The sequence below is a fragment of the Billgrantia aerodenitrificans genome (assembly GCF_021404405.1).
Taxonomy (GTDB): Bacteria; Pseudomonadota; Gammaproteobacteria; order Pseudomonadales; family Halomonadaceae; genus Halomonas; species Halomonas aerodenitrificans.
Window position 1 is genome coordinate 355,134 of record NZ_JABFTV010000004.1, and the last position, 24,595, is coordinate 379,728.

The 24,595-nt window shown below is 64.6% G+C and carries 20 protein-coding genes; 9 read left to right on the top strand and 11 right to left on the bottom strand.

The window, feature by feature from the left end; genetic code table 11:
• Positions 1-7 precede the first annotated feature (7 nt).
• From hflK to HOP59_RS09995, 4 genes are all read left to right on the top strand, one after another.
• Positions 8-1,243, top strand: coding sequence for an FtsH protease activity modulator HflK (gene hflK, locus HOP59_RS09980; RefSeq protein WP_234253870.1), 1,236 nt, complete (start codon positions 8-10; stop codon positions 1,241-1,243).
• Positions 1,244-2,128 (top strand): protease modulator HflC, encoded by an 885-nt coding sequence (gene hflC / locus HOP59_RS09985; RefSeq protein ID WP_010627320.1) that lies wholly within the window; start codon positions 1,244-1,246, stop codon positions 2,126-2,128. It begins immediately after the preceding gene.
• A 177-nt stretch (positions 2,129-2,305) separates the two neighbouring features.
• A complete protein-coding gene (locus tag HOP59_RS09990; RefSeq protein WP_234253871.1) occupies positions 2,306-3,481 on the top strand; it encodes an ATP phosphoribosyltransferase regulatory subunit in 1,176 nt (391 codons plus the stop codon).
• A gap of 125 nt (positions 3,482-3,606) precedes the next feature.
• Entirely contained in the window at positions 3,607-4,902 is a 1,296-nt protein-coding gene (locus tag HOP59_RS09995) for an adenylosuccinate synthase (RefSeq protein WP_010627322.1), read from the top strand.
• A 129-nt stretch (positions 4,903-5,031) separates the two neighbouring features.
• On the opposite strand, the gene HOP59_RS10000 is transcribed toward HOP59_RS09995, so the two are convergent.
• The 7 genes from HOP59_RS10000 to HOP59_RS10030 form a co-directional block, all read right to left on the bottom strand.
• Positions 5,032-7,665 (bottom strand): tetratricopeptide repeat protein, encoded by a 2,634-nt coding sequence (locus HOP59_RS10000; protein WP_234253872.1) that lies wholly within the window; start codon positions 7,663-7,665, stop codon positions 5,032-5,034.
• Positions 7,666-7,714: 49 nt separating this feature from the next.
• Positions 7,715-8,962: an alginate lyase family protein gene (locus HOP59_RS10005; RefSeq protein WP_010627324.1), complete on the bottom strand. Its 1,248-nt coding sequence runs from the start codon at positions 8,960-8,962 to the stop codon at positions 7,715-7,717.
• Positions 8,963-8,998: 36 nt separating this feature from the next.
• Positions 8,999-9,898, bottom strand: coding sequence for a polysaccharide lyase (locus tag HOP59_RS10010; protein ID WP_026037981.1), 900 nt, complete (start codon positions 9,896-9,898; stop codon positions 8,999-9,001).
• Entirely contained in the window at positions 9,876-11,435 is a 1,560-nt protein-coding gene (locus tag HOP59_RS10015; protein ID WP_010627326.1) for a PilZ domain-containing protein, read from the bottom strand. Before HOP59_RS10015 ends, HOP59_RS10010 begins: the two co-directional genes overlap by 23 nt.
• A gap of 19 nt (positions 11,436-11,454) precedes the next feature.
• Positions 11,455-13,383: a glycosyltransferase gene (locus tag HOP59_RS10020; RefSeq protein WP_234253873.1), complete on the bottom strand. Its 1,929-nt coding sequence runs from the start codon at positions 13,381-13,383 to the stop codon at positions 11,455-11,457.
• Between the two features lie 9 nt (positions 13,384-13,392).
• Positions 13,393-14,739, bottom strand: coding sequence for a UDP-glucose dehydrogenase family protein (locus tag HOP59_RS10025; RefSeq protein WP_010627328.1), 1,347 nt, complete (start codon positions 14,737-14,739; stop codon positions 13,393-13,395).
• Between the two features lie 346 nt (positions 14,740-15,085).
• Positions 15,086-16,591 carry a RimK family protein gene (locus HOP59_RS10030; protein ID WP_234253874.1) on the bottom strand — a complete coding sequence of 502 codons (1,506 nt, stop codon included), beginning with the start codon at positions 16,589-16,591 and terminating at the stop codon, positions 15,086-15,088.
• A 192-nt stretch (positions 16,592-16,783) separates the two neighbouring features.
• Between HOP59_RS10030 and HOP59_RS10035 the strand changes: the two genes are divergently transcribed.
• The 4 genes from HOP59_RS10035 to pepN all read left to right on the top strand — a co-directional run bounded on the left by HOP59_RS10035 (position 16,784) and on the right by pepN (position 21,090).
• A complete protein-coding gene (locus HOP59_RS10035; RefSeq protein ID WP_234253875.1) occupies positions 16,784-17,266 on the top strand; it encodes a GNAT family N-acetyltransferase in 483 nt (160 codons plus the stop codon).
• A 62-nt stretch (positions 17,267-17,328) separates the two neighbouring features.
• Positions 17,329-17,814 carry a YajQ family cyclic di-GMP-binding protein gene (locus tag HOP59_RS10040; protein ID WP_234253876.1) on the top strand — a complete coding sequence of 162 codons (486 nt, stop codon included), beginning with the start codon at positions 17,329-17,331 and terminating at the stop codon, positions 17,812-17,814.
• A gap of 165 nt (positions 17,815-17,979) precedes the next feature.
• On the top strand, positions 17,980-18,384 hold the full coding sequence (locus HOP59_RS10045) for a YbaN family protein (RefSeq protein WP_234253877.1): 405 nt from the start codon (positions 17,980-17,982) through the stop codon (positions 18,382-18,384).
• 72 nt (positions 18,385-18,456) lie between these two features.
• The gene (pepN, locus tag HOP59_RS10050) at positions 18,457-21,090 is read left to right on the top strand and encodes an aminopeptidase N (RefSeq protein WP_234253878.1); all 2,634 of its coding nucleotides are present in this window, start codon (positions 18,457-18,459) and stop codon (positions 21,088-21,090) included.
• Between the two features lie 154 nt (positions 21,091-21,244).
• On the opposite strand, the gene HOP59_RS10055 is transcribed toward pepN, so the two are convergent.
• From HOP59_RS10055 to HOP59_RS23600, 4 genes are read right to left on the bottom strand one after another with little or no spacing between them, the layout of a single operon-like run.
• Positions 21,245-21,532, bottom strand: coding sequence for a hypothetical protein (locus HOP59_RS10055; protein WP_086511594.1), 288 nt, complete (start codon positions 21,530-21,532; stop codon positions 21,245-21,247).
• Positions 21,533-21,551: 19 nt separating this feature from the next.
• Positions 21,552-21,938 carry a CBS domain-containing protein gene (locus HOP59_RS10060; protein WP_234253879.1) on the bottom strand — a complete coding sequence of 129 codons (387 nt, stop codon included), beginning with the start codon at positions 21,936-21,938 and terminating at the stop codon, positions 21,552-21,554.
• 25 nt (positions 21,939-21,963) lie between these two features.
• Complete coding sequence (locus HOP59_RS10065) at positions 21,964-22,314, bottom strand: P-II family nitrogen regulator (RefSeq protein WP_234253880.1); 351 nt, start codon at positions 22,312-22,314, stop codon at positions 21,964-21,966.
• Complete coding sequence (locus HOP59_RS23600; RefSeq protein ID WP_338073327.1) at positions 22,311-23,807, bottom strand: DUF1538 domain-containing protein; 1,497 nt, start codon at positions 23,805-23,807, stop codon at positions 22,311-22,313. The genes HOP59_RS10065 and HOP59_RS23600 overlap by 4 nt, the downstream gene beginning before the upstream one ends.
• Positions 23,808-23,996: 189 nt before the next feature.
• Here HOP59_RS23600 and HOP59_RS10080 point away from each other — a divergent pair, with 189 nt between their 5' ends.
• Positions 23,997-24,593 carry a LemA family protein gene (locus tag HOP59_RS10080; protein WP_010627340.1) on the top strand — a complete coding sequence of 199 codons (597 nt, stop codon included), beginning with the start codon at positions 23,997-23,999 and terminating at the stop codon, positions 24,591-24,593.
• Positions 24,594-24,595 lie beyond the last annotated feature (2 nt).

The window sequence follows — 24,595 nt, forward strand, 5'->3', positions numbered from 1 at the left end:
ACGACGTATGGCTTGGAATGAGCCGGGTGGCGGCAACCAGCATGACCCCTGGAGCGGTGGGGGCCGACGCGGTGGCGGCAGTGGCGGTAACGGCAGTGGGGGCGGCGGTGGCAACCGTGGCGGCAACCAGGGCCCACCCGACCTTGACGAGGCCCTGAAGAAATTTCAGGACAAGCTCAACGGCATGCTTGGCGGTCGCGGCGGCAAGGGCGGCGGTGGCAAGGGCGGCGGTCGGCCCCGCAACACCTTTGCGCTGCCAGGACTGCTGCTGATCATCGCCCTGGGCATCTGGGGGGCGATGGGTTTCTATCTGGTCGATCAGGCCGAGCGCGGTGTGGTCCTGCGCTTCGGTGAGTTCCAGACTGTCGTCGGCCCCGGCCTGCACTGGAATCCGCCGCTGATCGACGACGTGCGCATGGTCAACGTGACCCGCGTACGCTCGCTGACCCAGACTCAGTCGATGCTGACCCGTGACGAGAACATCGTCGAGGTCGAGATCTCGGCGCAGTATCAGGTCAACAACCCGCGCGACTTCGTGCTCAACGTGCGCAACCCGGAGCTCTCCATCGAGAACGCTCTGGACAGCGCGCTGCGTCACGTGGTTGGTGGCACCGACATGATCGAGATTCTGACCTCCGGTCGTGAGATCCTCGGCAGCTCGGTGGCGAGCCGCCTGCAGACCTACCTGGACAGCTACGGTACCGGTATCCGCCTGCAGACCATCAACATCGAGTCGACCTCCGCGCCGGCACCCGTCATCGATGCCTTCGACGACGTGATCCGGGCCCGTGAGGATCGTCAGCGGACCATCAACGAAGGCATGGCCTACGCCAACGCCATCATCCCGGCCGCTCAGGGTCAGGCGCAGCGTCTGGTCGAGCAGGGCCAGGGTTACCGCGAGTCGGTGGTGGCTGAAGCCCAGGGTCAGGTCAACCGCTTCAACGCGCTGCTGGCTCAGTACCGCAACGCACCGGAGATCATGCGTGAGCGTCTCTACATCGACGCCATGGCCGACGTCTTCGCTCGCACACCGAAGGTGCTGATCGACGTGCGCGACGACGCACCGCTGATGTACCTGCCGCTCGACCAGCGCCCCGGTGGCCAGACTGGCGGTGGCGAAGGCAACGGTGAGGCGGCTCGCGGCGAAAGCGGCGAACTCGACCCGCGTGTGCTCGAGCGCCTGCGTACGACCAGCTCGGCGCAGGGTGGCAATACCGGTGGTATCCGCAGGGAGGGCCGCTAAATGGTGAACAACCGTTCCTTGATCATCGTGGGTGGCCTCGCTGCCGTGGCCTGGCTGGCCAGCAACAGTCTCTACGTGGTCGACGAGACCGAGCGTGCCGTCAAGCTGCGCTTCGGTGAGGTCATCGAAGAGAACATCCAGCCCGGGCTGCACTTCAAGGTGCCGATCACCCAGACGGTTCGCAAGTTCGATACCCGTGTGCTGACGCTGGATACCGATACCAGCCGCTACCTGACGCTTGAGCAGAAGGCTGTGATCGTGGACTCCTACGTCAAGTGGCAGGTGGTCAACCCCACCCGTTACTACGAGGCTACCGCCGGCGACGAGATGATGGCGATCCGCCTGATTCAGCCGCGGGTCGACGAGAGCCTGCGTAACGAGTTCGGTCGTCTGGATCTGCAGCAGATCATCGCCGAGCGTCGCGACGACCTGATGATCCGGCCGACCCAGGAGCTCGACGCGCTGATGCGTGAGGAGCTGGGGGTGTCGATCCTCGACATTCGCGTCAAGCGTATCGACCTGCCCGAGGACGTCTCCGCTGCGGTCTTCGACCGTATGCGCTCCGAGCGTGAGCGGGAAGCGCGCGAGTGGCGTGCCCAGGGTCAGGAAGAGGCCGAGCGGATTCGCGCCAACGCCGACCGTCGTCGCCAGGTACTGCTGGCCCAGGCCACCGAGCGGGCCGAGACCCTGCGCGGTGAGGGCGATGCCGAAGCGGCAGCGATCTTCTCGGAGGCTTATGGCCAGAACCAGGAATTCTTCACCTTCTGGCGCAGCATCAATGCCTACCGCGAGAGCTTCGACGGCGAGCGGGACATGCTGGTACTCGATCCGACCAGCGACTTCTTCCGCTACCTGCGCAGCCCGGCGATCCAGAACGACGAGTGACCCGCAGCGTCGGCCGGCCGCGGGCCGGCCGACGCTCGTTGCCCCCGCATGGCGGGGTTCAACCTGGCGTCAAACGTGATAGAATCCTTGAACCGGGCGTGGCCCGGTTTTTTTGTGGGCCTTTTTTACCTTCGGAACCCTTTTCGCCCCGCCCAATCGTCTTGCAGGATTGACCATATGACCATCGCTGACCGCTGGCTGCTGCCCGACGGCATGGATGAGGTGCTGCCGCCCCAGGCGAGCCGCATGGAGGAGCTGCGCCGCACGCTGCTCGATCTCTATTACCGCTGGGGATACGACCAGGTCATGCCGCCGCCGGTGGAGTTTCTCGACTCACTGTTGACCGGTACCGGTACCGACCTGGACCTGCAGACCTTCAAGCTGACCGATCAGCTCACCGGCCGCCTAATGGGCGTGAGCGCCGACGTGACGCCCCAAGTGGCGCGCATGGATGCGCACTCCATGCGCCACCAGGGGCCGGCGCGTTTGTGCTACTGCACCAACGTGCTGCGTGCCAAGGCCGACCAGTATCAGGGTGGACGCAGCCCGGTGCAGGTCGGCGTCGAGTTGTTCGGCCACGCAGGCCTGGAAGCCGACCTCGAGATCCTGCGCCTGGCGCTGCAGAGCCTCAAGGCGGCCGGGGCCGCCGAGCTGCACTTGGCGCTGGGCCACATCGGCATCTATCGTAGCCTGGTACAGGCAGCAGCACTGGATCACGACCGCGAGCGGGCGTTGTTCGAAGCGCTGGAACTCAAGTCGCCCGGTGCCCTGGCCGAGCAGGTCGAGGTCAGCGTACCCGACCCGGCGCTGGCAGAGATGTTCCGTGCGCTGGGGCGGCTGCATGGCGGTGCCGAAGTGCTGGAGGCCGCGCGTGAGGCATTCGCCGGCGCCCCTGCGGCGGTGGCCGAAGCGCTGGCTCAGCTGCGTGCGCTGCATCAGGGCGTGATCGAGGAGCATCCCGAGGTCGAGATATACTTCGACCTGGCCGAGCTGCGTGGCTATCAGTATCACACCGGCATGATGTTTGCGGCCTTCGTGCCGGGTTACGGACAGGCCCTGGCCAAAGGCGGGCGTTACGACGATACGGGTCGCGCCTTCGGCCGTGCCCGACCCGCCACCGGCTTCTCGATGGATCTCAAGCTGCTCGCTACCCTGGTGCAGAGCGAGCCGGCCTGCGACGGCATCTGGGCGCCGGCCTCCGGAGAGGGGCTGAGCGAGGCGATTGCCGCGCTGCGCGACGGCGGGCAGCGGGTTGTACAGGCACTGCCGGGGCAGACGACATCTCCCGAGGTGCATCGCTGCAGCCGCCGTCTGAGCCTGGTCGACGGGCGCTGGCAGACGGAGGCACTCTAGGCCTGGGCGCGGTGGCCGAGGCCAGATTTGGACGACACCGGCATGCGGGCCGGATCACGAGCGCGGCCCGCGGGCCGGATCATCGACGCGCACTTACGCGGCGCTGACACGAGAGACGAGACACAATGGGCAAGAATGTAGTCGTGCTGGGCACCCAGTGGGGTGATGAAGGCAAGGGCAAGGTGGTCGATCTGCTGACCGAATCCGCAGCGGCGGTGGTCCGTTTCCAGGGCGGACACAACGCCGGCCACACGCTGGTCATCGACGGCGAGAAGACCGTTCTGCACCTGATTCCCTCCGGTATCCTGCGCCAGGACAAGACCTGCGTCATCGGCAACGGCGTGGTGCTCTCTCCCGAGGCGCTGATCAAGGAGATTCGCGAACTCGAGGCCAAGGGCGTGCCGGTGCGCGAGCGGCTGCGTCTCTCGCCGGCGTGCCCGCTGATCCTGCCCTACCACGTGCGCCTCGACCTGGCGCGTGAGAAGGCCCGCGGTGTGGCCAAGATCGGTACCACTGGGCGTGGCATCGGACCGGCTTACGAGGACAAGGTGGCCCGTCGTGGCCTGCGCCTGGGCGACATGCTGCATCGTGAGCGTTTCGCCTCCAAACTGGGCGAGGTGCTCGACTACCACAACTTCGTGCTGGTCAACTATCACGGCGAGAAAGCCGTGGACTTCCAGCAGATCCTCGACGAGGCCATGGAGATGGCCGAAGAGCTGCGTCCCATGGTCTGCGATACCGTGGGTCTGGTCCACGAGCTGCGTCGCGCCGGTGAGAACATCCTGTTCGAAGGGGCTCAGGGTTCGCTGCTCGATATCGACCACGGCACCTATCCCTTCGTTACCAGCTCCAATACCACCGCCGGCGGCACCGCTACCGGTTCCGGCGTCGGCCCGCTCTATCTCGATTACGTGCTCGGCATCACCAAGGCCTACACTACGCGAGTCGGCTCCGGCCCGTTCCCCACCGAGCTGTTCGACGAGCACGGCCGCCATCTGGCCGAACGTGGCCACGAGTTCGGCGCCACCACCGGGCGCCCGCGCCGCTGTGGCTGGTTCGACGCCGTGGCCCTGCGCCATGCGGTGCAGATCAACTCCGTTTCCGGTATCTGTCTGACCAAGCTCGACGTGCTCGACGGTCTGGAGAATATCCGCGTCTGTGTGGGCTATCGCAGCAAGGATGGCGAGGTAATGGAGAACCCTGTCGACTCCGAGGGCTACGAAGCGGTGGAGCCGGTCTACGAGGACCTGCCGGGCTGGAGCGAGTCGACCCTGGGGGCCAAGCGCATCGAGGACTTGCCGGCCAATGCACGCGCCTACATCAGCTACCTCGAGGAGAAGGTGGGTACCTCCATCGACATCGTCTCGACCGGTCCCGACCGTAACGAGACCATCGTGCTGCGCAACCCCTTCGACGCTTGACCGTGACAGTGCGGTATACGCAGTAACGATTCGAGGCCGGCCAAGTCGCCGGCCTCGTTCGTTACGCGAAGCGCCGCCGCGGCGAGTGCCAGCGAGCCTGATGCGCCGGCTCGCTGACGAGTCAGCGGTTCATTCTGCTATTTCCACGTCGCCGGCGGCAGCGATGGCCTCCTCGTCGGAGAGCAGCTGGCGCAGCGTTTCCACGGCGAGCTGACCTTCGCTTTCGAAGACATTGTCCAGCCACAGCAGAGCCTGCTCCTGGTTGGCCTGCAGGCCACGGGAGGTGAGATAGGCCTCGGCCAGGGCCAGGCGGGCACTGTGGTGCCCTTGGCTGGCAGCTTCGTAGAGGTAGTCGGCGCCTCGCTCCGGGTCACGGTCCACGTTCACCCCGCGCAGATACTCACGGCCGAGGGAGGCCTGAGCGCCGGGATGGCCCTGTTCGGCGGCGGCGAGCAATAGCTCGTAGCCGCGCTCGACGTCCTGCGCAATGGCGCCGTCGCCGCGTATCAGGGCGAGGCCCAGGCCGGCGCTTGCATAGTCGGCGCCAGCGTCGACGGCCTGCTGATACCAGCGCTCGGCCTCCTCGGCGTTCTGCTCGACGCCGTCGCCGTGCTGATAGGCCTCACCCAACGCGAAAGCGGCGTTCGGCATGCCCGCATCGGCGGCCTGCTGCAGCAGCTCCAGCCCGCGGTCGACGTCTTGCTCCACATGGTTGCCGGCCAGGTAGGCCTCCCCCAGATTGGCTCGCGCGCCGGTGTGGCCACGGGCCACGGCGGCTTCCAGGTACTCGATGGCTGTCGCGTCGTCACCCCTATCCATGTACAGGCGGCCGAGGCTTGCGGCGGCGCCGGCATGGCCGGCCTGATGCGCCTGCCCCAACCAGTATTCCGCCCGGCCCTGATCGCGTTCGACGCCTTCACCGTTGAGGAAGGCACGGCCAAGGTCGGCCATGGCACCGGGGTGGCCGTCTTCCGCCGCTGCCACGAGGGCCTGGATATCGCCTTGGGCACCCAGGTCGCGCTGGACATAGGTCAGAGCGTCGTCGGCGGACTCATGGCCCGCCTCCTGAGCGCGAGTGAGCCAGCGATTGGCCTCGGCGAGATCGCGCTCCACGCCGTCGCCATGGCGATAGGCACGGCCCAGTACCACCATGGCATAGGCATCGCCCTCATGGGCGGCCTGACCCACCAGTCGGATACCTTCGCGGGGGTCGCCTTCCAGGCTGCCATCCAGATACGCTTCGCCGAGCTGGGTCAGCGCTGTGGTGTCGCCGGCCTGGGCGGCGTGCTCGAGAAGCTCTCGCCCCCTGACAGGGTCATACGGCAGCACCTCGCCGGCGAGATAGGCGGCGCCCAGTATGCGCATGGCACCGCTCTGGCCGCGCTCGGCGGCCTGCTCCAGCAGCTCCTCGGCGCGAGTGGGATCCGGTGCCGTGCCGCGCCCCTCGAGCAGGGCGCCGCCGAGCTGCTCGGTGGCCCAGGGGTGGCCGAGCTCATGGCTGCGTTCGAGATAGTCGACGGCAATGTAGGGCTGGCCGGCAATCCGCTCGTCGTTCAGGTAGAGCGAGCCCAGCTGTGCCAACGCCAGCGGATGATCCTGCTCGGCGGCCTGCTCGAGCAGGCCCATGCCGCGGGGCAGGTCGTTGAGCCCGGCCTGGCCTTCCACCAGGGCGCGTCCCAGGATCACTCGGGCATCGATCGAGCCGGCCTCGATCGCCTCGCGCAGCCAGCGCTCGGCGCGCACCGGTTCGGGATTGCCGGCTTCGGGCTCGAGCAGCGCCTGGCCGAGATGAGTCATGGCATCGACGCTGCCTTGGCTTGCCGCATCTTCCAGCAGCTCGAGACCCTGCTGGCGATTCCCGTCCCGGGTCAGGTCGCGTCCGGCTCGGGCCAGTGCATCGAGATCGCCGGCCTGGGCCGCCTGCTGCAACCAGTGGATACGCTGATCGGGCTGGTCGCCGAGCAGTCCGTCTTCGCTATGCAACGACGCCAGCTGCAACATGGCGTTGACCTCGCCCTGGGCCGCCTCGCTTTCGAGTATGTCGGCGTAGCGCTGGGCGTAGTCCATCGAGCGGGCCGGATCCTCTTCCAGCCAGCCGCCGGGGGCATGGGCTTCTGCCAGGGCCTCGAGGGCCTCAGGCTCTCCGCGCTCAGCCGCTTCGCTGTAGAGCCGGTGGGCCAGCTCGGGGTCGGCCTCGACGCCTTCGCCGCCTTCGGCCAGCAGGCGGGCCAGCAGCACTTCGGCATTGCGGTCGAGATCGGCCTCCTTGGCTTGCCACAGCAGGTAGTAGGCGAGTAAGTCGTTACGCTCCACGCCTCGGCCTTCGAGGTAGAGGCGGCCCAGGTTCAACGAGGCATGGCCGCGTATGGACGAAGGCTGCTCAATCGCTTGACCGTAGAGGCGAGCAGCTTGAGAGGGATCTTGCTCGACGCCGAGGCCCTGATCGTAAAGCTTGGCCATCTCATAATAGGCGGGCGGCACGTAACGTTCTATCAACGGCTGCAAGTGCTCGATGGCCTCGTCATAGCGGCCCGTTTCGATCAGGTCCTGGGCGCGATTGATTTGGTCCCAGTCCATCGAATCTATGTTGGTATCAAGGCCACCAGAGAACCAGCTTTCATGTGCCTCGGGTATGGGCTGGGCATGCTCGCCGCCCGGCGTCCCCTGCGTCACGGCGCAGCCGGCCAGCCAGGCCGACAGGGTTATCGCTGCGGTGAATCGCAGCGAGGGGATGAGTCGAGTCCTGTTCGCTATTCGTTCCATGTGTTCCCCTCTCTATGTGTCGTCGTATCGTGTAGCAGTTGGCCCCGTTTCAATTCCCCAAGCCGCGGAACGCTTCGGTGCTGCGGCGCTCCTCGTCCATGTAGATGTGCTCCTGAGCATCGGGGGCCATGAAGTAGAGGGTGATGAAGCCGCCCGCACTGCGGTTGTAGGTGGGGCGTACTCGGGTCACGAAGTCGGCCATCGGTTCGTGCTCGTAGTGGGCCAGGTAGATATCCATCCAAGTGAAGTACTGGGGGTCACGCAGGAAACCCATGAACTGCTCGAGTGGTGCGTAGTCTTCCAACGCCGCCGGGTCGTCCAGAATCACGAACAGATAGTCGATGGCTTCGTGGATGGTGCTACCCTCGTATTCCAGATCGAAGATGTCGTAGCCTTGGCGATGAATCACCTGCATGTTGGTGATCAGATAGTTGAGGGCGTAGTTCTGATAGTGGATGGCGCGCCGGCCGCGGCCCACCTCGAGGGGCAGCGCGCCGCTTTCGGTCATGTCGTGCAGCGCGGAATAGATGGCGCTGACGCCGAAGCGGAACAAGTCGTCATCCTCGACCAGCACGCCAACCATGCTGGCGTAGAGCGCGCGGCGGTAGAAGTGGTTGTTGCAACAGCTCTCTTCCGGTTCCCCGGGTATCGCCGAGTGCTGCAGGGCGAGCCCGTGCAGCCACCGCTCCACTTCTGCCCGCTCCTCCTCGAACCCTTCCACGTAGGGGCGCACGACGGAGTAGGCCATGGCCGCGGCGAACAGCATCGACTCCGAGGCGAACCACGCCTGGGGTTCCAGCGAGTCATAGCGGAAGGTGGTCAGCGCCTTGGCGTTGGCCCAGCCGTACAGATATTTCACCAGGCAGTCGGCATAGAAGGTGTCGCCGGTGGCAACGAATGCCCCGGCCAACTCCGAGACGCTGTCTTCGAAGGCGAACAGCGGTTCGGTGGCGAGCTCCCACTCGTCGGGGCTGGGATAGAAGCCCGGTATGCCGCCACGAGTGGTGATCGGCTCGTAGTTCAGCTTCTGGCGACAGCTGATTCCCAGCCCCGCTTCTTCCTCGACCTGCAACAGCAGCGGGTTTCGGGTCTCGCTCAGCAGGGCCTTGCGCGCCTCGACGTCGAAGTAGCTGGCATCGGTGTCATTGACGCGATACTCGGAGAGGTCGAGTTCCATGCGCTCCTCTCGCGAGAGGGTGTCGGCCGTTACCGCGGTGCCGCTCATCGCCAGCAGGGCGACAGGCAGCAACGGCAGCAGCGGGTGTCGAATAAGTCCTTTTACTACGGCAAGGGGCATGATCGGCGTCGCTCCATTGGCGCTCGAACGTGGGTGTCAGGGGGTGTAGAAACGGAACGCGGCAAAGTCGACGTATTGATCGCGGGGCGTGCGCCACCCTTCGCCGGTGCCACCGAAGAAGGTCGAGAACATCAGGCCGTCGACGGTGAGGTCGGGCGTGGTGCGAAACACCACGTTCTGGTGCTCCAGCACCGGGCGACCGTCGACCCACAGCCTGGCAACGCCGTTCTCCTGGCCGGGATCGTTGAGTACGACCTCCTGCTCGACGGTCACCCACTGGCCAAGGGGAAAATGCCAGAAGCCGCGCCCGATCGAAGCGCCCTCGAAGCCGACCACATAGGGGTAGAGTTCGCCTTCGCCCTCCTCGCGCCACATCAGGCGCATCGAGAAACCGTTCACGCCGTCGACCTCTTCCCCGCCCGAGGGGGCTTCACCGCCATACAGCCCCGGCAGCTTGCCACCGCGAACGAAGTCGAAATCGGCAGGAAAGCGGACCATATAGCTCAGGCAGGCACGGTCGGCCCCCTGCAGAGAAGGCGGATCGCTGTAGAAACCGGCGCCACCGCGGGGCTCTTCTCCCGGCGATGAGGTGCCGGCGGGGTAGCGTACGCGTAGGCCGGGTTCGCCGATGCCGGTCTGTCCGGCGCCCAGCCGCTCGACGTTCTCGTCGGTGCCCCAGTGGCGCGTGGTATGAAAGTTCTGGCGCACGGCGGCATGGCCGTCCGCAGCCGTGGCATTCGCCGCCTGGCGTGGCCGCGGCGTCTCCATTGCCGTGTAGCGCTGTGAGCAGGCTATCTCCTGTGGAATGTCGACGAGGGCCTCTGCGCCCTCGTCAGCGTGGCCGACCGCGACCGGTAGCAGGGTCAGGCATCCCAGCAGCAGGCTGGAATGCATGCCGACGGAACCGCGTTCCTTAGCTGTCGTCGGTAACTTCATCGTTGTCCTCCATGGCTGCGCGGTAGATATCATCGCCGAACTGGATGACCGAGCGTACTCCCTGCCAGATTCGCTCCGAGGCGGCACCCAGCAGCGGGGCTTCGGTAAAGCGCACGTCCACCGGCTGGCCGACGCTCTCGGCCGGCAGCGGCTCCTCCGGTACCAGCAGCACGCTGGCTACGTTCTGCTGCTGTCGCACCCAACTGGGGAACCCGGCGCGCGGTTGGCGCTCGACGTCCAGAGCGACGTTGCGCACTCGGGCGCGAATGGGCTGGTTGGCATTGGCCAGGGTAACGTAGGCCTGCTGGTCGGGGTCGATACGGCTGATGTCGTTCATGTGGACCAGCGCCTCGACCAGCACGTCGTCCTCGTCGGTACGGATCAGCGTCATGATCCGTTCGCTTTCGTTGATGTAGACCCCGTCGGCACTGCTCAGCGCCCATGCCACCAGGCAGTCGCAGGGGCTGTAGATGTCGTTGCTGGCCATGCGGGCTTCGAGGGCGGCGATACGCGAGCTCTCGTAGTCGCGCACCGTTTCGAACTGGTCGATACGTGCCTGCGCGATCTCAGGCGAGACGGACTCGAAGGTCATGGTGTCGCCGCTGGCCGGCTGGGCCGAGTTGGCCAGACTGACTTCCTGCATGCCGCCTTCGATGTGCTCGCGCAGGTTGTCGAGCAGCCGGTTGTTGTAGTCCAGCGCCGCCTCGGCAAGGATCAGGTCGGACTCTAGGTCGCTATTGATCACGTTGGTCAACAGCTGGTCGCGCTCGACCTGGTCGCCGGCCACCAGTTCATGTTCGCCGAGAATGCCCGGGCTGGGAGCGCGAATGTCGATGCGCGGTGCCGTCACGGCGGCGAAGCTGGGCTCGATCAGCATGAAGTTGCGGTAGGCGGTTGCGGCGCCTACCAGGACCAGCACGCCGATGGCGGCAAACAACAGGATGTAGCGCCCCATGGGCTTGGGCGGCCGTGCCGGCGGTAGCGCTCTGGACGCCTGGCGCTTGCGGGGCGTCTGCGGGTCTTCGCCACCAATCAATCCTTCGACATTGGGCGAGCGGCCGCTGAGGGCGCTGCGGATGATCTGGCGCAGCAACTCGCGGTGCTGCGGCTCGATCTCGGTAATCTCGAAGCTGACGTCGTAACCCTCGCCGCGCTCAGCGGGCGTGGTGCGCAAACACTCCGCCTTCAGTGGGACGATCAGCTCGGTGGCGCCTGCCATCATCAGCAGCGAGGCGGAGATGCGCTCACCGGGTTGGTAGTCGCGCCGGCTGTGGGCGGAAAAGCCGCCCAGGGAGACGTCGTTGCCACTCAGCTCCGTATCGCTGTCGCCCAGGTCGACGCGAAAGGGCAGGGTAACGCGAATGTAGCCGCGCTCGTCGCGCCGTTCGTGCTGCAGGCGGTCGCCACGAGTCAAGCGTGCGCTGTCGTGATCGACGCCGCCCGGCTCGGCGGCAGCATCGGGTTGCCTCCTTGCGCGATCCCCACCGAGGGTAGGCTCGTGTCGCTTGGGGTCGTCGTTGGAAAAATGATCAGTCATCCGTAGGTCGCTCCTTGCGTCAGGGTTGAGTCGCCGCTACTTCCGTTTGGGCGGCGGGCTCGACCCTGAGTCTTACGTTGACGAGGGTCAGGTTGTGTTCATCGAGAGCCAACTGGCAGGACGCATCCACGGTGCACTGCACGGCATCCTGGATCGGCTCGCCATCGGGTCCCTGCATCAGTTCCGCCAAGGCGGGCGATATCGCCAGCGTGGTGCGGCGATTGCCTTGGATCTGCCTGTCGCTCGGCCGGGCGCTTTGCTGCAGGGTGTCGATCAGATCGCCTTCCAAGCGGAAGTGTCCTGGCGGGAGCTGCACCGCTTCACTCGTTCTGTTGTCGGCCATGGCGGCGGCGATCCAGCGGTCGAGCCTCTCCGGCTGTTGATTGCGCTCCCAGGTCTGGTCCCGGGCGATATGCAGCGACGTGCGGTCGGGTGGGGCCATCACACCGGTCGACAGGATCAGCACGAACAGCAGCACGCCGTAGGCAAAGCCATGCAGCAGGTGGCCCATTCGGCGTTGCCTGCGGGCCGCTGCTGGATCGTCCGGCTCGCCCGCCGAAATGCCCTGGCGCGACCACTTCTGACGGTTGAAGCGGAAGCTGACATAGGTCTTCAGCATCGCACCCCACACCTGGTTGTAATAGATCAGCGGGATCCACAGCAGGCTGAAGCGCCCGCGCTGCCAGGCAAGGATCAGAGTGGCAATGCCGCGGGTCATCAGGATCCACAGCACATAGGCGAAGAAGAACGAGGGCCTGATGAACAGCGATACCAGGGTCACCACAGTGGGCCCCACCAGCGTCGTCCACATGGAGAGTCGTTGATCGACCAGACTCCACCAGGTGAACATGCCCATCGGGCGAGGCCCCAGCGCAATGGCGCGGTTACTGGTGCGCAGCATGTTGCCGTACCAGCGACGCATCAGGTCGGTGGTCGAGGCAAAGAAACGCCGCCGATCAGGCAGCTCCTCGAACCCCGTCACGTAGACGTCGGGAATGTAGAGCATGCGCCAGCCGTTCTTCAGCAGCCAGTACCAGGACGACTTGTCGTCCCCCGAAAGAAACTTGAAGTTGCCGAAGCGCCAGTGGTCGACGTGGTCGCTCTCGATCAGCTCGATGAAGTCGGGCTGGGTCGCCAGGTCGGCGCGGAACACGCTGTAGCGGCCGGTAAGCACCAGCAGCCGACGCGATACCGACATCGAACTCATCATCAGGTGGCGCTGCGCATAGCGCAGGTCATACCACTCGCGGGTGGCGTCGTTACCGGTGACCTCGGCACGGTTGTTGGTAGTCAGTGCCCCCAGGTCGTCCTGTGCCGCGAAGAAGGAGAGCGAACGGGACAGCGTGCCCGGCTCGAGCCGGATATCGCCATCCATCGAGATCAGCAGCGATCCCGGCGCCGGCAGGCGCCGGGAGATCGCCCGCAGCACCTCGGCCATGGCCGAGCGCTTGCCGTCCCCCTTCTGGAACATGTAGCGCACTTCGACGTTCTGCGGCCAGCCGTGCTCGTCCATGACGTGGGTGATGACATCCACGTCGGTACGGTCCGAGACGGAGGCGAAGATCGTCGTCGGCACGCCGTAGGCGTGAGCTTCCCTGACCAGGGCATCATAGACCTGGAAGTTGACCCGAGCCTCGATGCGGAACGAGGTGCACAGCACGAAAAGCTCCGGAGGCTTTTCGTGCTCGTCCACCGCATCGGCTTCGGCCCGCATGCGCGGGAAGATCACCCGGTTGTACCAGACCGAGCGGATTGCCTGCACTGCCCACCAGGAGTACCGCCAGATGGCAATCGTCCCGATGACGAAGAAGAAGTTCTGCGACTCGGGCGAAAACACATCCGTCGGCAGCTCGCTGACGATCAGGATCAGCAGCGCCATGCCGAACACGAAGGTAGTCAGCTCCGTGATTCGGCTGGCGACGGTGTGGTCGCGGGGAGTAGAGGACATTGCAGCTCCTCACGCCAGCACGGGTCGTACGGAGTCGCCTCGACCGATACCGTAATAGGCGAGCCCGGCTCGCTTGACGGTATCGGGTTGGAAAAGGTTGCGACCATCGACCAGCACCGGCTCCTCGAGCTTGTCGTGCAGCTCGGCGAAGTCGATGGTGCGGAAGGCCTTCCATTCGGTGCAGATCACCAGTGCATGGGCGCCCTCCAGGGTGTCGTCGCGACGTTCGGCCAGCACCAGGTCATCGCGCTCGCCATAGATACGGCGACACTCGTCGGAGGCTTCCGGGTCGTAGGCCTGGACACGCGCGCCGGCGTCCCACAGCGCTTCCATCAGCGCGCGGCTGGGCGCCTCGCGCATGTCGTCGGTATTGGGTTTGAAGGCCAGCCCCCAGATGGCGATGGTCTTGCCGGCAAGCTGGCCGTCGAAGGCCTGGCAGAGCTTCTCGAACAGCTTGTTCTTCTGTCGCGCATTGACCCGCTCCACTGCCTTGATCATCTCGGCCGGATGACCGATCTCCTCGGCGGTGTGGGCCAGAGCCTTGACGTCCTTGGGGAAGCAGGAGCCACCGTAGCCGCAGCCGGGGTAGATGAAGCTGTAGCCGATGCGCGGGTCGGAGCCGATGCCATGGCGAACTTCCTCGACGTCGGCGCCAAGGCGCTCGGCGAGGTTGGCGACTTCGTTGATGAAGCTGATCTTGGTCGCCAGCATGGCGTTGGCGGCGTACTTGGTCAGCTCGGCGCTGCGCACGCCCATGAACATCATCTTGTCGCGCTGACGGTTATAAGGGCCATAGCACTCCAGCATGGCCTGCTTGACGCGTTCCGAACCGGTGCCGACGACGATGCGCGAGCCGCGCGAGAAGTCTTCGATGGCGGCACCTTCCTTGAGGAATTCCGGATTGGAGCAGACGTCGAATTCTAGGCGCGCGCCGCGCTTCTCGAGCTCGGCGGCGATGGTGCGTTCCACCTTGCTGGCCGTGCCTACCGGCACGGTCGACTTGTCGACGACGACCTTGTAGTCGTTCATGTGCTGACCGATGGTTTCGGCGACTTTCAACACGTACTTGAGATCAGCGCTGCCATCCTCGTCGGAGGGGGTGCCCACGGCGATGAACTGCAACAGACCGAATTCGACCGCCTTGGCGGCATCGGTGGTGAACTCGATACGGCCGGCAGCCTTGTTCTTGCCGATCAGATCTTCCAGGCCGGGCTCGTAGATGGGGATTTCGCCAGCATTCAGCCGTTCCACCTTGTCATGGTCGACATCCACGCACATGACCTGGTGGCCGACATCGGCCAAGCAGGCGCCGGTGACCAGTCCCACATAGCCTGATCCGAAGATGGTGATTTTCATGATCGTCATCGCTCCTTGCAGTAATGCCCTGTTCATCCAATCAACGCCATCGCGCCGGTATTCACCGACGCTAACGGCGTACAGGGCTGGGTTTTCTTCGCTAGCGTGCCCTACGGTAGGCAACATCCACGCCAACTGGAAAAAAGTCTTCCCAATCAGAGGGCTGGCGTGAAGATAAAGAATTGTTATCTGAAGTGGTGGCGCAATTGTGTCGCCACTTGGAGACATCTCAGGCGCAAAGTTCACTGAGCCTTGCAGATCAAGGGCTTGATCTGTCTCCTAACAGCGACAAGGATAGAAGGTGTTCGAGTAATCTATTGATGGAATTTGTTTTTTTGAGTAAGCCCTACTCGCTGGCCGATCTGGCCGCTACCCGGGCTTCCATGCGTGCCAGGAAGACGGCCATGATCCGCTCGTAGAGCTGGCGCCCGAGCCGAGCATCCTCGATGCCTGCATCCACGTTGGGGTTGTCGTTGACCTCGATGACCACGACCCGCTCTCCTGCCTGCTTGATGTCGACGCCATAGAGCCCACTACCTATCAGGCGAGTGGCTTTCAAGGCCGCCTTGATGACCGCAAGTGGCACCTCGGACGGGTCGTGAGTAGTGAAACCGCCGCTCTTTACGCGTGCTCCCGAGTGGTCGTAGATCTGCCAATGACCGCGGGCCATGTAATAGCGGCTTGCGAACAGCACCTGGCCGTCCAGCACGCCGATACGCCAGTCGTACTCCGTGGGCAGCCACTCCTGCAGCAGCAGCAGGGCGGAGTCATCGAACAGCCGCTTGCTCTCGCGCTCGAGCTGCTCCAGCGATTCGACCTTGACCACGCCGCGGGAGAAGGAGCCGTCGGGAATCTTCAGCACCATGGGAAAGCTCATGCCGGCGACGCGCTCGGCCAGGGGGCGTCGGTCGCGGCGCTTGAGCAGGATACCCTCGGGCGCCGGCACCCCCCGCGCCCGAAGCAGAGCGTGCAGGTAGACCTTGTTAGTGCAGCGCAGGATATCCCGCGGCGAGTCGATCACCACTAACCCCTCATGTTCGGCGAGCCGGGCCATGCGGTAGGTGTGATGGTCCAGCGCGGTGGTCTCGCGGATGAAGAGTCCGTCGAATTCCGCCAGCCGGCCGGCATCGCGCCGGGTGATCAGCGAGACGTCGATGCCCAGCTTGCGGCCGGCGCGAATGAAGGCCTTCAGAGCACTGGTGTTGCTGGGTGGCATGGCCTCCTTGGGGTCGACGAGGATGGCCAGATCGAAGCGATAGCGGCGGCGCGCCGTGGGCGTGCGCCATACCTTGCGCGAGTGGCGGTTCAGCGCTGAGGCGAACAGGTCCTGCTCGTCGACGTTGAGATCGCGCAGCGCCACCGGCTTGAGGCGTGCCAGGCGCCACAGATCGTGGCGTCGCACCAAGCGTGCCTCGAGCAATGGGCAGGGCAGACGCTCGAACAGCTTGCGGGCTAGGCGGGCCAGCTCGGGCTCGAGACATTCGCCGAACAGCACCCGCAGCGTCACGCTGTCACCGGCGAGGCGGCCCTGGCGGGCCAGTTCACCCAAAAGCGGGGCCAAGGTATCCAATTGCAGATCGACCAGCGCCTTGCGTGACAACTCGTTGAGGGTCTCGACGCTCGGCAGGACCCGCTGTCCGCGGGCCTGGGCGAGCAGCGAGACGTAGTAACCGGTACCCAGGTAGTCGAGTTCGCCGCACAGATTGATCACATGGGTGCTGCGATCCTGGTCGGCGGCACTGCGGTGACGGCGGTCCAGGGCGAGGAAGTCGTCAGCGCTGATCAGATCCTCGGAGGGGTAGTAGGGCTGCCAGTCTTCCTGTCGGTCGACGACGATTCGCAAGGGGCACATGGGTGAGTTCCTTTCGGTTGAAGACGACGGCAGGGTGCTGCCAGATGCCGCCAGCATGCCGTTGCAACTTCCTGTCGACAAGCGTATCGACTGGTGAAATGATTTCATGATCCCGACTCTCCAATAGCAGTGTCGGGATCATGATCGTTTGCCTACGACACATGATGATTGCAGCCCGTTGCGGAGAGTTCGATGAGCGTTACGTTGCGTCAGGCCCGTCCTCAGGATCTGGACGCACTCTATCGCCTGGAACAGCTGGCTTTCAGTGGCGACCGCTTCAGCCGCCGGCAGCTTTGGCATCTGTTGAATCGCGCTCATGCCGGGAACCTGCTTGCCGAAGCGGAGAATGGAAGGCTGCTGGGTTACGGCACCTTGCTGTTCCGGCGCGGCAGCCGTCGTGCCCGGCTCTACTCCTTCTGCGTTCACCCCGAGGCGCGTGGAAGCGGTCTGGGGCGTCGCCTGCTCGAAGCGCTGGAACGCCTGGCCGTGGACCAGGGAGCCGAGGCGCTGGGGCTCGAGGTGAGAGCCGACAACCGTATCGCGCTGGGACTGTACCGCCGCATGGGGTTTCGCCTGGAGCGTTGGCTCGCTGATTACTACGAAGATGGCTGCGCCGGCTGGCAGATGGGCAAGTCGCTCATCGCAGCCGAAGATCCGGTTGAAGAAGCCTCCTAGACGCGCAGGGGACGCGTGGGGCTGGTAGACTTTGCGGCGTACCGGGCAAACAGGGAAAAGCCATGCCTTCTTTCGATATCGTTTCCGAATACGACAAGCACGAAGCCAGCAACGCGGTGGATCAGGCCAATCGCGAGGTCCAGAGCCGCTTCGACTTCAAGGGCGTAAAGGCCAGCTTCGAGTTGAACGGCGACACGGTGCTGCTCGAGGCCGAGGTCGATTTCCAGCTCAAGCAGATGCTCGACGTCTTGCGCAACCGCCTCATTGCCCGTGGCATCGATGCGCGCTGCATGGACGTGCAGGAGCCCGAGCTTTCCGGCGTGCGCGCCCGCCAGGAGGTCAAGCTCAAGCAGGGGCTGGAGCAGAAGGAGGCCAAGGACATCGTCAAGCGCATCAAGGACAGCAAGCTCAAGGTACAGGCCCAGATTCAGGGCGAGAAGGTGCGCGTCACCGGCAAGAAGCGTGACGATCTGCAGGACGTGATCGCCATGCTGCGCGGCGAGGGCGGCCCCGACCTGGCACTTCAGTTCGACAATTTCCGCGACTGAGCCCTTCGAGCTAGTCCTTCGAGCTAGTCCTTAGTGCATAGTGACGGCTCGCCTCCGGGCGGGCTTTCTTTTTTCTAATGCGGCCATAGGGATGGCCGATTGGCTCGCACTGCCGAGATGCGCTTCAATGAGGAGAGCTGGCAACGCCGAATTGGAGCTACCTGCATGCATTCGCTTCGACGCGCTCTCTATATCGCTCTGGCATGGGTCAGCTTTGGACTCGGGGTCATCGGCGTCTTCGTGCCGCTGATGCCGACGACCTGTTTCATGCTCCTGGCCGTCTGGGCGGCCTCTCGCGGTTCGCCGAGCTTCGCTCGGTGGATTCGCGAGCACCCGCGCTTCGGTCCCACCGTGGTGGCCTGGGAGGGCGAGCGCGCGATTCCTCGTCATGCCAAATGGCTTGCCGGTGGCATGCTGGCTTTCTCGATCCTGGTGCTCCTCTTCACTCTCAGTGCGGTGTGGCTGAAAGTGCTGCTGGTGAGCGGTCTGGCGCTGCTGGGGCTGTGGATCGCCACGCGCCCCGAACCCGTTCGGCTGGACGGCGACTCGGCGCGTTTCGTGCGGCGCTGACGCAATGCGCCTTTGAGGTTGGGGAGCCGCCAACCGTACAATGGGCGCCGACCATGGACAGGAGTCTTCCCGATGTCTGAACCCAAGCCGACGTATCGCCACGACTATCGGCCCCCCGCTTACCGTGTGACCCATGTCGGGTTGACCTTCGAGCTCTATCCCGCGGCGACCCTCGTCAAGGCGAGCCTGCAGCTGGAGCGCAACCCTGAGTGCGAGCTCGATGAGCCACTCGAACTCGACGGCGAGCAACTGATCCTGAAGTCCATCGCCATCGATGGTCAGCCCCTCGCCGGCGACGAGTACACGCTCGGTGAGAGCGGGCTGACCGTACACCGTCCGCCCCAGCGTTTCCGCCTGGACACCGAAGTCGAGATCGCGCCCAAGGAGAACACGGCGCTTGAAGGCCTCTATCTTTCCAATGGCATGTACTGCACCCAGTGTGAGGCCGAGGGCTTCCGTCGTATCACCTACTACCCGGATCGCCCCGACGTCATGGCCACCTTCTCCACCACGGTGATCGGCGATCGAGGGAGCCTGCCGGTGCTGCTCTCCAACGGCAATCCGGTGGAGCGGGGCGAGCTGCCCGGTGGGCGCCACTTCGTCACCTGGGACGACCCCTTCCCCAAGCCCAGCTACCTGTTTGCGCTGGTGGCCGGTGACCTGCAGAAAGTCGAGGATCGCTTCACGACCATGAGCGGGCGAGAGGTCACCCTGCAGATCTGGGTCGAGGAGGAGAACCTGGGCAAGACCGACCACGCCATGGCCTCGCTCAAGCGTTCCATGCAGTGGGACGAGGAGACCTACGGACGCGAATACGATCTCGATCTGTTCATGATCGTCGCGGTCAACGACTTCAACATGGGCGCCATGGAGAACAAGGGGCTCAACATCTTCAACTCGGCGGCGGTGCTGACTCACCCGCATACCGCCACCGACGCCACCTTCCAGCGCGTCGAGGGCATCGTCGCCCATGAATACTTCCACAACTGGTCGGGCAACCGCGTCACCTGCCGCGACTGGTTCCAGCTCTCGCTGAAGGAGGGCTTCACCGTCTTTCGCGATCAGTGCTTCTCCGCCGACGTCAATTCGGCGCCGGTCAAGCGCATCGAGGACGTGGCCTTCTTCCGCACCGCCCAGTTCGCCGAGGATGCCGGCCCCACGTCGCACCCGGTGCGTCCCGACCACTACATCGAGATCGGCAATTTCTACACCCTGACCATCTACGAGAAAGGTGCCGAGGTGGTGCGCATGCTGTGCAACCTGGTGGGTTGGGAAGCCTTCCGCCGCGGCAGTGACCTCTACTTCGAACGCTTCGACGGCCAGGCCGTGACCATCGAGGACTTCGTCGCCTGCATGGCCGAGGCCTCGGGGCAGGATCTCTCCCAGTTCATGCACTGGTACTCCCAGGCCGGTACGCCTGAGATCGATGCCTATGGCGAGTACGACTACGCCCACGCCGAGTATCACCTGACACTGCGCCAGCGCACGCCGGCGACCCCGGGGCAGTCGGAAAAGCAGCCGCTGCACATTCCCATTCGCATGGGCTTGGTGGGCACCAAGACCGGCCGCGACCTGCCCTTGATGCTGAACGGCGAGTCGCTCGGCAGCGATGGCGTTATCCATCTGCGTGAAGAGGAGCAGACCTACGTCTTCACCGACGTCTCCGAGGCCCCGATACCTTCCTTGCTGCGCGGCTTCTCGGCGCCGGTGCAACTGCGCTTTCCCTATGCCCGCGAGGATCTGGCTTTCCTGCTGGCCAACGATTCGGACGGCTTCAACCGCTGGGACGCAGGGCAGCGCCTGGCGATGCTGGCGCTGGACGACCTCATCGCCGCCCATCGTAATGGCGTGGAAAAGGTCATGGACCCGCGCGTGGTCGAGGCCTTCCGTGCCCTGCTCGAGCGAGGTGGCGACGACAAGGCGGTGCTGGCCGAGATGCTGACGCTGCCGAGCGAAGCCTACATTGCGGAGCAGCAGCCGCTGGTAGATGTCGAGGCGATCCACGCCGCGCGTGACTTCGTCAAGCAGTCACTGGCGGCCACCCTGCGCGACGACTTCCTGCGCCTCTACGAGGAGAACGTGAGCGATGCGCCCTACGCGCCGGAGCCCGAACAGATCGCCCAGCGCAGCCTGAAGAACGTAGCCCTCTCCTATCTCATGGCCATCGAGGACGAACAGGCCATCGAGCTGGCGCGCCGACAGTTCGAGGCCGACCACAACATGACCGACGTGCGCCACGCGCTGACGCTGCTGACCCACAGCAGCCGCGACGATCTGGCCACCCCTGCGCTGCGCGCCTTCGGCGAGAAGTGGGCTCACGACTCGCTGGTGATGGATCAGTGGTTCACCATTCAGGTCACCCGGCCCCAGCCGGATGCCCTCGATCGGGTCAAGCATCTGATGGCTCATCCCGCCTTCTCGCTGAAGAACCCCAACAAGGTGCGCGCCCTGGTCGGTGCCTTCGCCAACCAGAACCGCATCAACTTCCACCGTGCCGACGGCGAGGGCTACCGGCTGCTGAGCGACGTGGTGATCGAACTCAACCGGCTCAACCCGGAGATCGCCGCGCGACTGGTCACGCCGCTGACTCGCTGGCAGCGCTTCGACGAGTCGCGCCAGGCGCTGATGAAGGGCGAACTCGAACGCATCCGCGCCGAGAAGCTCTCGCCGAATGTGTATGAAGTGATCGAAAAAGCTCTCGCTTAATGTGCAGGTAATTGGGCGAGAGTGATTTGCGTCGCGAGCGATGAGAGGCTGGTCGCCGCCGGAGCGCAGCTCCCGGAATGTAGCCTGCTACATGAGGAGAGCGAGCACTGCCGGCGGCCAGGATCTCGAGCGCAGCAGCAAATCCACCGCCCAATCAATAGATCAGCCAGCTCAGCACTGTTACCCCCAGCACCGCCCAGATCAGGGTGGCGACGATGCGCCGGCGCAGCAGGGCACGCAGGGCCAGGTAGAGCAGCCACAGCCCCAGCAGCAGTACCGCTAGGCTGACCAGGGTGGCGGGGATGCCCAGCGCGCTAGCCAGGCCGTCGAAGAAGCCCCGGGCGGAGGCGCCCAGGTTGTAGAAGAAGACGATCAGCAGGTCGACCACGAAGCGAATGATCTCGCCCAGGGTTTCGCCCAGCCAGGAGAAGAACTCTTGCATGCGTAGATCCGTGTTCGGCTTACTCGATCATGTCGAGCACGGTGCCTACGATATCATCCATCGTGACCAGGCCCAGCAACTTGTTGTCATCCAGCACCAGTACCCGCTTGACCGTGCTGTCGGTCATCAGGCTGGCCACGTGGCGCACGTCCAGCGACTCACCGACACCGATGGCCGGTTTGGCGCACACGTCATAGACGTTGATCAGGTCGATGTCGCCGTTCTCGGCGACGATGGTCTTGAGGATATTGGTGTAGGTGATCAACCCCCAGGCATCGTGGGGGTCCTGCTGCTCCACCACCAGGCTCTTGATGTTGTGGCGCTTCATCAGACTCAGCGCGTCGCGCAGGGTGGCGAAGGGGGATACCGTCACCACGTCGCGGTTCATGATGTCCTTGACCAGCATCTCGTTCTCTCCGTCAATCAGTCGCTCAAACGTCTTGCCTGAGCCGCTCTTCGAAGCGTTTGACCTGTGCCATGTCGATGCCGCCCAGGTGTTCCACCGGCAGCGTCATGACCAGGCCGCGCGAATCCTCGCCGGTGGGGTTGAGCACCTGGCGTATCGCCTTGAGCACCCTTAGCGATAACCCCTTCTCGAGGGTCAGCAGCATGATGCTCTGGCTGCCCTCGTAGGTCAGGCCGAAGAAGGTCTTCTTGCGTTCGCCGCCGATGCCGCGTCCGTTCATCAGCGTCATGCCCACCGCGCCGGCCTCGGTGGCAGCGTCGATACACTCCTGTTCGAGGTCTTCCGGCACGATGGCGACCAACAGCGAAAACTTCATCTCGTCTTGCCTCCCGGCTTTGCCACTCTCTCCATCACGATGGCATAGCTCATGACGGTCACGATAGGAAAGATCGAGGCGAAGGCGATCAGCCCGAAGCCGTCGATCAACACGTTTCGACCCTCGATCTGGCTGGCCAGCCCGATCCCCAGGGCGGTGACCAGCGGCACCGTCACCTCGGAGGTGGTCACGCCACCCAGGTCGAAGGCCAGCGCCACGATGTAGCGGGGCGCCAGGGCGGTGAGCAGGATCACCAGCACATAGCCGCCGATGATGTAGTAGTGAATGGAATCGCCGCTGATGATGCGATGCACGCCGATGGTAATGCCGATCGCCACGCCCAGGGCGACAAGTATGCGAATGACGTTGCCCTGGATCTTGCCGGCGGCAGCCTCCTCGGCCTGCTGGCCCACGGCAATCAGCGCCGGTTCGGCCATGGTGGTGGCAAAGCCGATACAGAAGGCGAACAGATAGACCCACAGCCAGGTATCGAAGCCGATCAGCTGAGCGGCCATGCTCTGGCCGATGGGGAACAGGCCGAGCTTGAGGCCGACCACGAAGGCGTAGAGTCCGACGATGACCAGGGCGAAACCGACGCCCACCCTGAGCGGGCTGGCCAGCGGGTGGCGCAGCACGGCGTACTGGAAGAACAGGATCACCAGAATGATCGGCAGCACGTCGCGCAGCATGCCGAACAGGTCGAGAATCATCGTCACCCAGCCGGCTGGTGGGGCGGCGTCGGCTTCGGCACGCAGCACCTCGGCCCCGCCGGCCAGGGTACCCGGATCGGCGTAGACCAGAATGCCGTAGAGCTGCACGCTGATCATCGGCACCATCACCGCCAGGGCCACCAGGCCGAAGCCGTCGACCAAGGGGTTGCGACCGCGAATCGAGGCGGCCAGACCGATGCCCAGCGCGGCGATCAGCGGTACGGTGACGATGTTGGTCGTCACGCCGCCGGAATCGTAAGCCAGGCCGACGATCTCCTCGGGGGCGAAGAAGGTCACCATCACCACGATCACGTAGCCGACGATCATGTACCAGTGCAGTGGGTGGCCGAGAATGACGCGGAACACTCCCAGGGCCATCACCAGGCCCACCGAGCTGGCCTCGATCAGGCGCAGCGTCAGGGCGTCGATGCGCCCCTCGCTGATCATGGCGGCCTGCTCGGCCACGGCGATCAGGGCCGGCTCTGCGATGACGGCGGAAAAACCGATGGCGAAACCGAACAGCATCAGCAGCGGCATCGAGCCGCGCCGGGCGAACTGGTTGGCGAGCCGTTTGCCCACCGGGAAGATGCTCAGCTCCAGCCCTTGCAGGAACAGCGCCACGCCCAGGGCGACGATCAGCAGCCCCAGCGCCATGCTCAGCCCGCCCTCGGGCCACTCGCGCAGCAGTAGCGCCTGGAATGCCAACACCACGATGATGATCGGCAGCAGGTTGCGCAGGGCATGGGCCAATGCGTGGAGAAAATCCTTGAATTGCTCTACCAAGACCGACTCCCTGGCAATATCGGTTGGGCTATGGTGTCGCGGCTAGCGTTGGTGGCGCGATGCATCAGGCGGTTGGCCTGGGTGGCTGCCACACTATACCATCGGCCCATGACAGTTAGCAGGCGCTAATGCAGGCTCCATCTTGACCTATATCAACAGGGCACGGTGGCCGCGGACAGGAGAACGCGAATGAACATGACAGTGATCGTCGCTCTGGTGGTACTGGCACTGCTGGTGATCTACGGGGCCAGCATCTACAACCGCCTGGTGGCGCTGAAGAACCGCTACCAGAACGCCTTTGCCCAAATCGAGGTGCAGCTCAAGCGGCGTTATGATCTGATTCCCAACCTGGTCGAGACCGCCAAGGCCTATATGGCCCACGAGCGCGATACCCTGACCGCCGTGACCGAGGCGCGCAATGCTGCGCTTGCCGGGCTGAAGTCGGCGGCGGCAAGGCCAGGCGAGCCCGGCGCCATGGCCGAGCTGGCCGGTGCCGAAGGGGCCCTGGGTGCCGCCTTGGGGCGGCTCAACGTGGTGATGGAGGCCTACCCGGACCTGAAGGCGTCGGACAACATGCGCCAGCTCTCCGAGACCTTGACCAGCACCGAGAATCGCGTGGCCTTTGCCCGCCAGGCTTTCAACGATGCGGTCATGCAGTACAACACCTACAAGCAGAGTTTCCCGCCGGTGCTGCTGGCCGGCCCGTTGGGGCATCGCGAGGACGCGGCGCTGCTGGAGTTCGACGACAGCGCCGAGATTCAGGCGGCGCCACGCATCAGCTTCTGACG

Excerpts from the sequence above, each read along its gene's own strand:
- hflK (WP_234253870.1), top strand. The coding sequence starts at position 8 with ATGGCTTGGAATGAGCCGGGTGGCGGCAACCAGCATGACCCCTGGAGC.
- hflC (WP_010627320.1), top strand. The coding sequence starts at position 1,244 with ATGGTGAACAACCGTTCCTTGATCATCGTGGGTGGCCTCGCTGCCGTG.
- HOP59_RS09990 (WP_234253871.1), top strand. The coding sequence starts at position 2,306 with ATGACCATCGCTGACCGCTGGCTGCTGCCCGACGGCATGGATGAGGTG.
- HOP59_RS09995 (WP_010627322.1), top strand. The coding sequence starts at position 3,607 with ATGGGCAAGAATGTAGTCGTGCTGGGCACCCAGTGGGGTGATGAAGGC.
- HOP59_RS10000 (WP_234253872.1), bottom strand. The coding sequence starts at position 7,665 with ATGGAACGAATAGCGAACAGGACTCGACTCATCCCCTCGCTGCGATTC.
- HOP59_RS10005 (WP_010627324.1), bottom strand. The coding sequence starts at position 8,962 with ATGCCCCTTGCCGTAGTAAAAGGACTTATTCGACACCCGCTGCTGCCG.
- HOP59_RS10010 (WP_026037981.1), bottom strand. The coding sequence starts at position 9,898 with ATGAAGTTACCGACGACAGCTAAGGAACGCGGTTCCGTCGGCATGCAT.
- HOP59_RS10015 (WP_010627326.1), bottom strand. The coding sequence starts at position 11,435 with ATGACTGATCATTTTTCCAACGACGACCCCAAGCGACACGAGCCTACC.
- HOP59_RS10020 (WP_234253873.1), bottom strand. The coding sequence starts at position 13,383 with ATGTCCTCTACTCCCCGCGACCACACCGTCGCCAGCCGAATCACGGAG.
- HOP59_RS10025 (WP_010627328.1), bottom strand. The coding sequence starts at position 14,739 with ATGAAAATCACCATCTTCGGATCAGGCTATGTGGGACTGGTCACCGGC.
- HOP59_RS10030 (WP_234253874.1), bottom strand. The coding sequence starts at position 16,591 with ATGTGCCCCTTGCGAATCGTCGTCGACCGACAGGAAGACTGGCAGCCC.
- HOP59_RS10035 (WP_234253875.1), top strand. The coding sequence starts at position 16,784 with ATGAGCGTTACGTTGCGTCAGGCCCGTCCTCAGGATCTGGACGCACTC.
- HOP59_RS10040 (WP_234253876.1), top strand. The coding sequence starts at position 17,329 with ATGCCTTCTTTCGATATCGTTTCCGAATACGACAAGCACGAAGCCAGC.
- HOP59_RS10045 (WP_234253877.1), top strand. The coding sequence starts at position 17,980 with ATGCATTCGCTTCGACGCGCTCTCTATATCGCTCTGGCATGGGTCAGC.
- pepN (WP_234253878.1), top strand. The coding sequence starts at position 18,457 with ATGTCTGAACCCAAGCCGACGTATCGCCACGACTATCGGCCCCCCGCT.
- HOP59_RS10055 (WP_086511594.1), bottom strand. The coding sequence starts at position 21,532 with ATGCAAGAGTTCTTCTCCTGGCTGGGCGAAACCCTGGGCGAGATCATT.
- HOP59_RS10060 (WP_234253879.1), bottom strand. The coding sequence starts at position 21,938 with ATGCTGGTCAAGGACATCATGAACCGCGACGTGGTGACGGTATCCCCC.
- HOP59_RS10065 (WP_234253880.1), bottom strand. The coding sequence starts at position 22,314 with ATGAAGTTTTCGCTGTTGGTCGCCATCGTGCCGGAAGACCTCGAACAG.
- HOP59_RS10080 (WP_010627340.1), top strand. The coding sequence starts at position 23,997 with ATGAACATGACAGTGATCGTCGCTCTGGTGGTACTGGCACTGCTGGTG.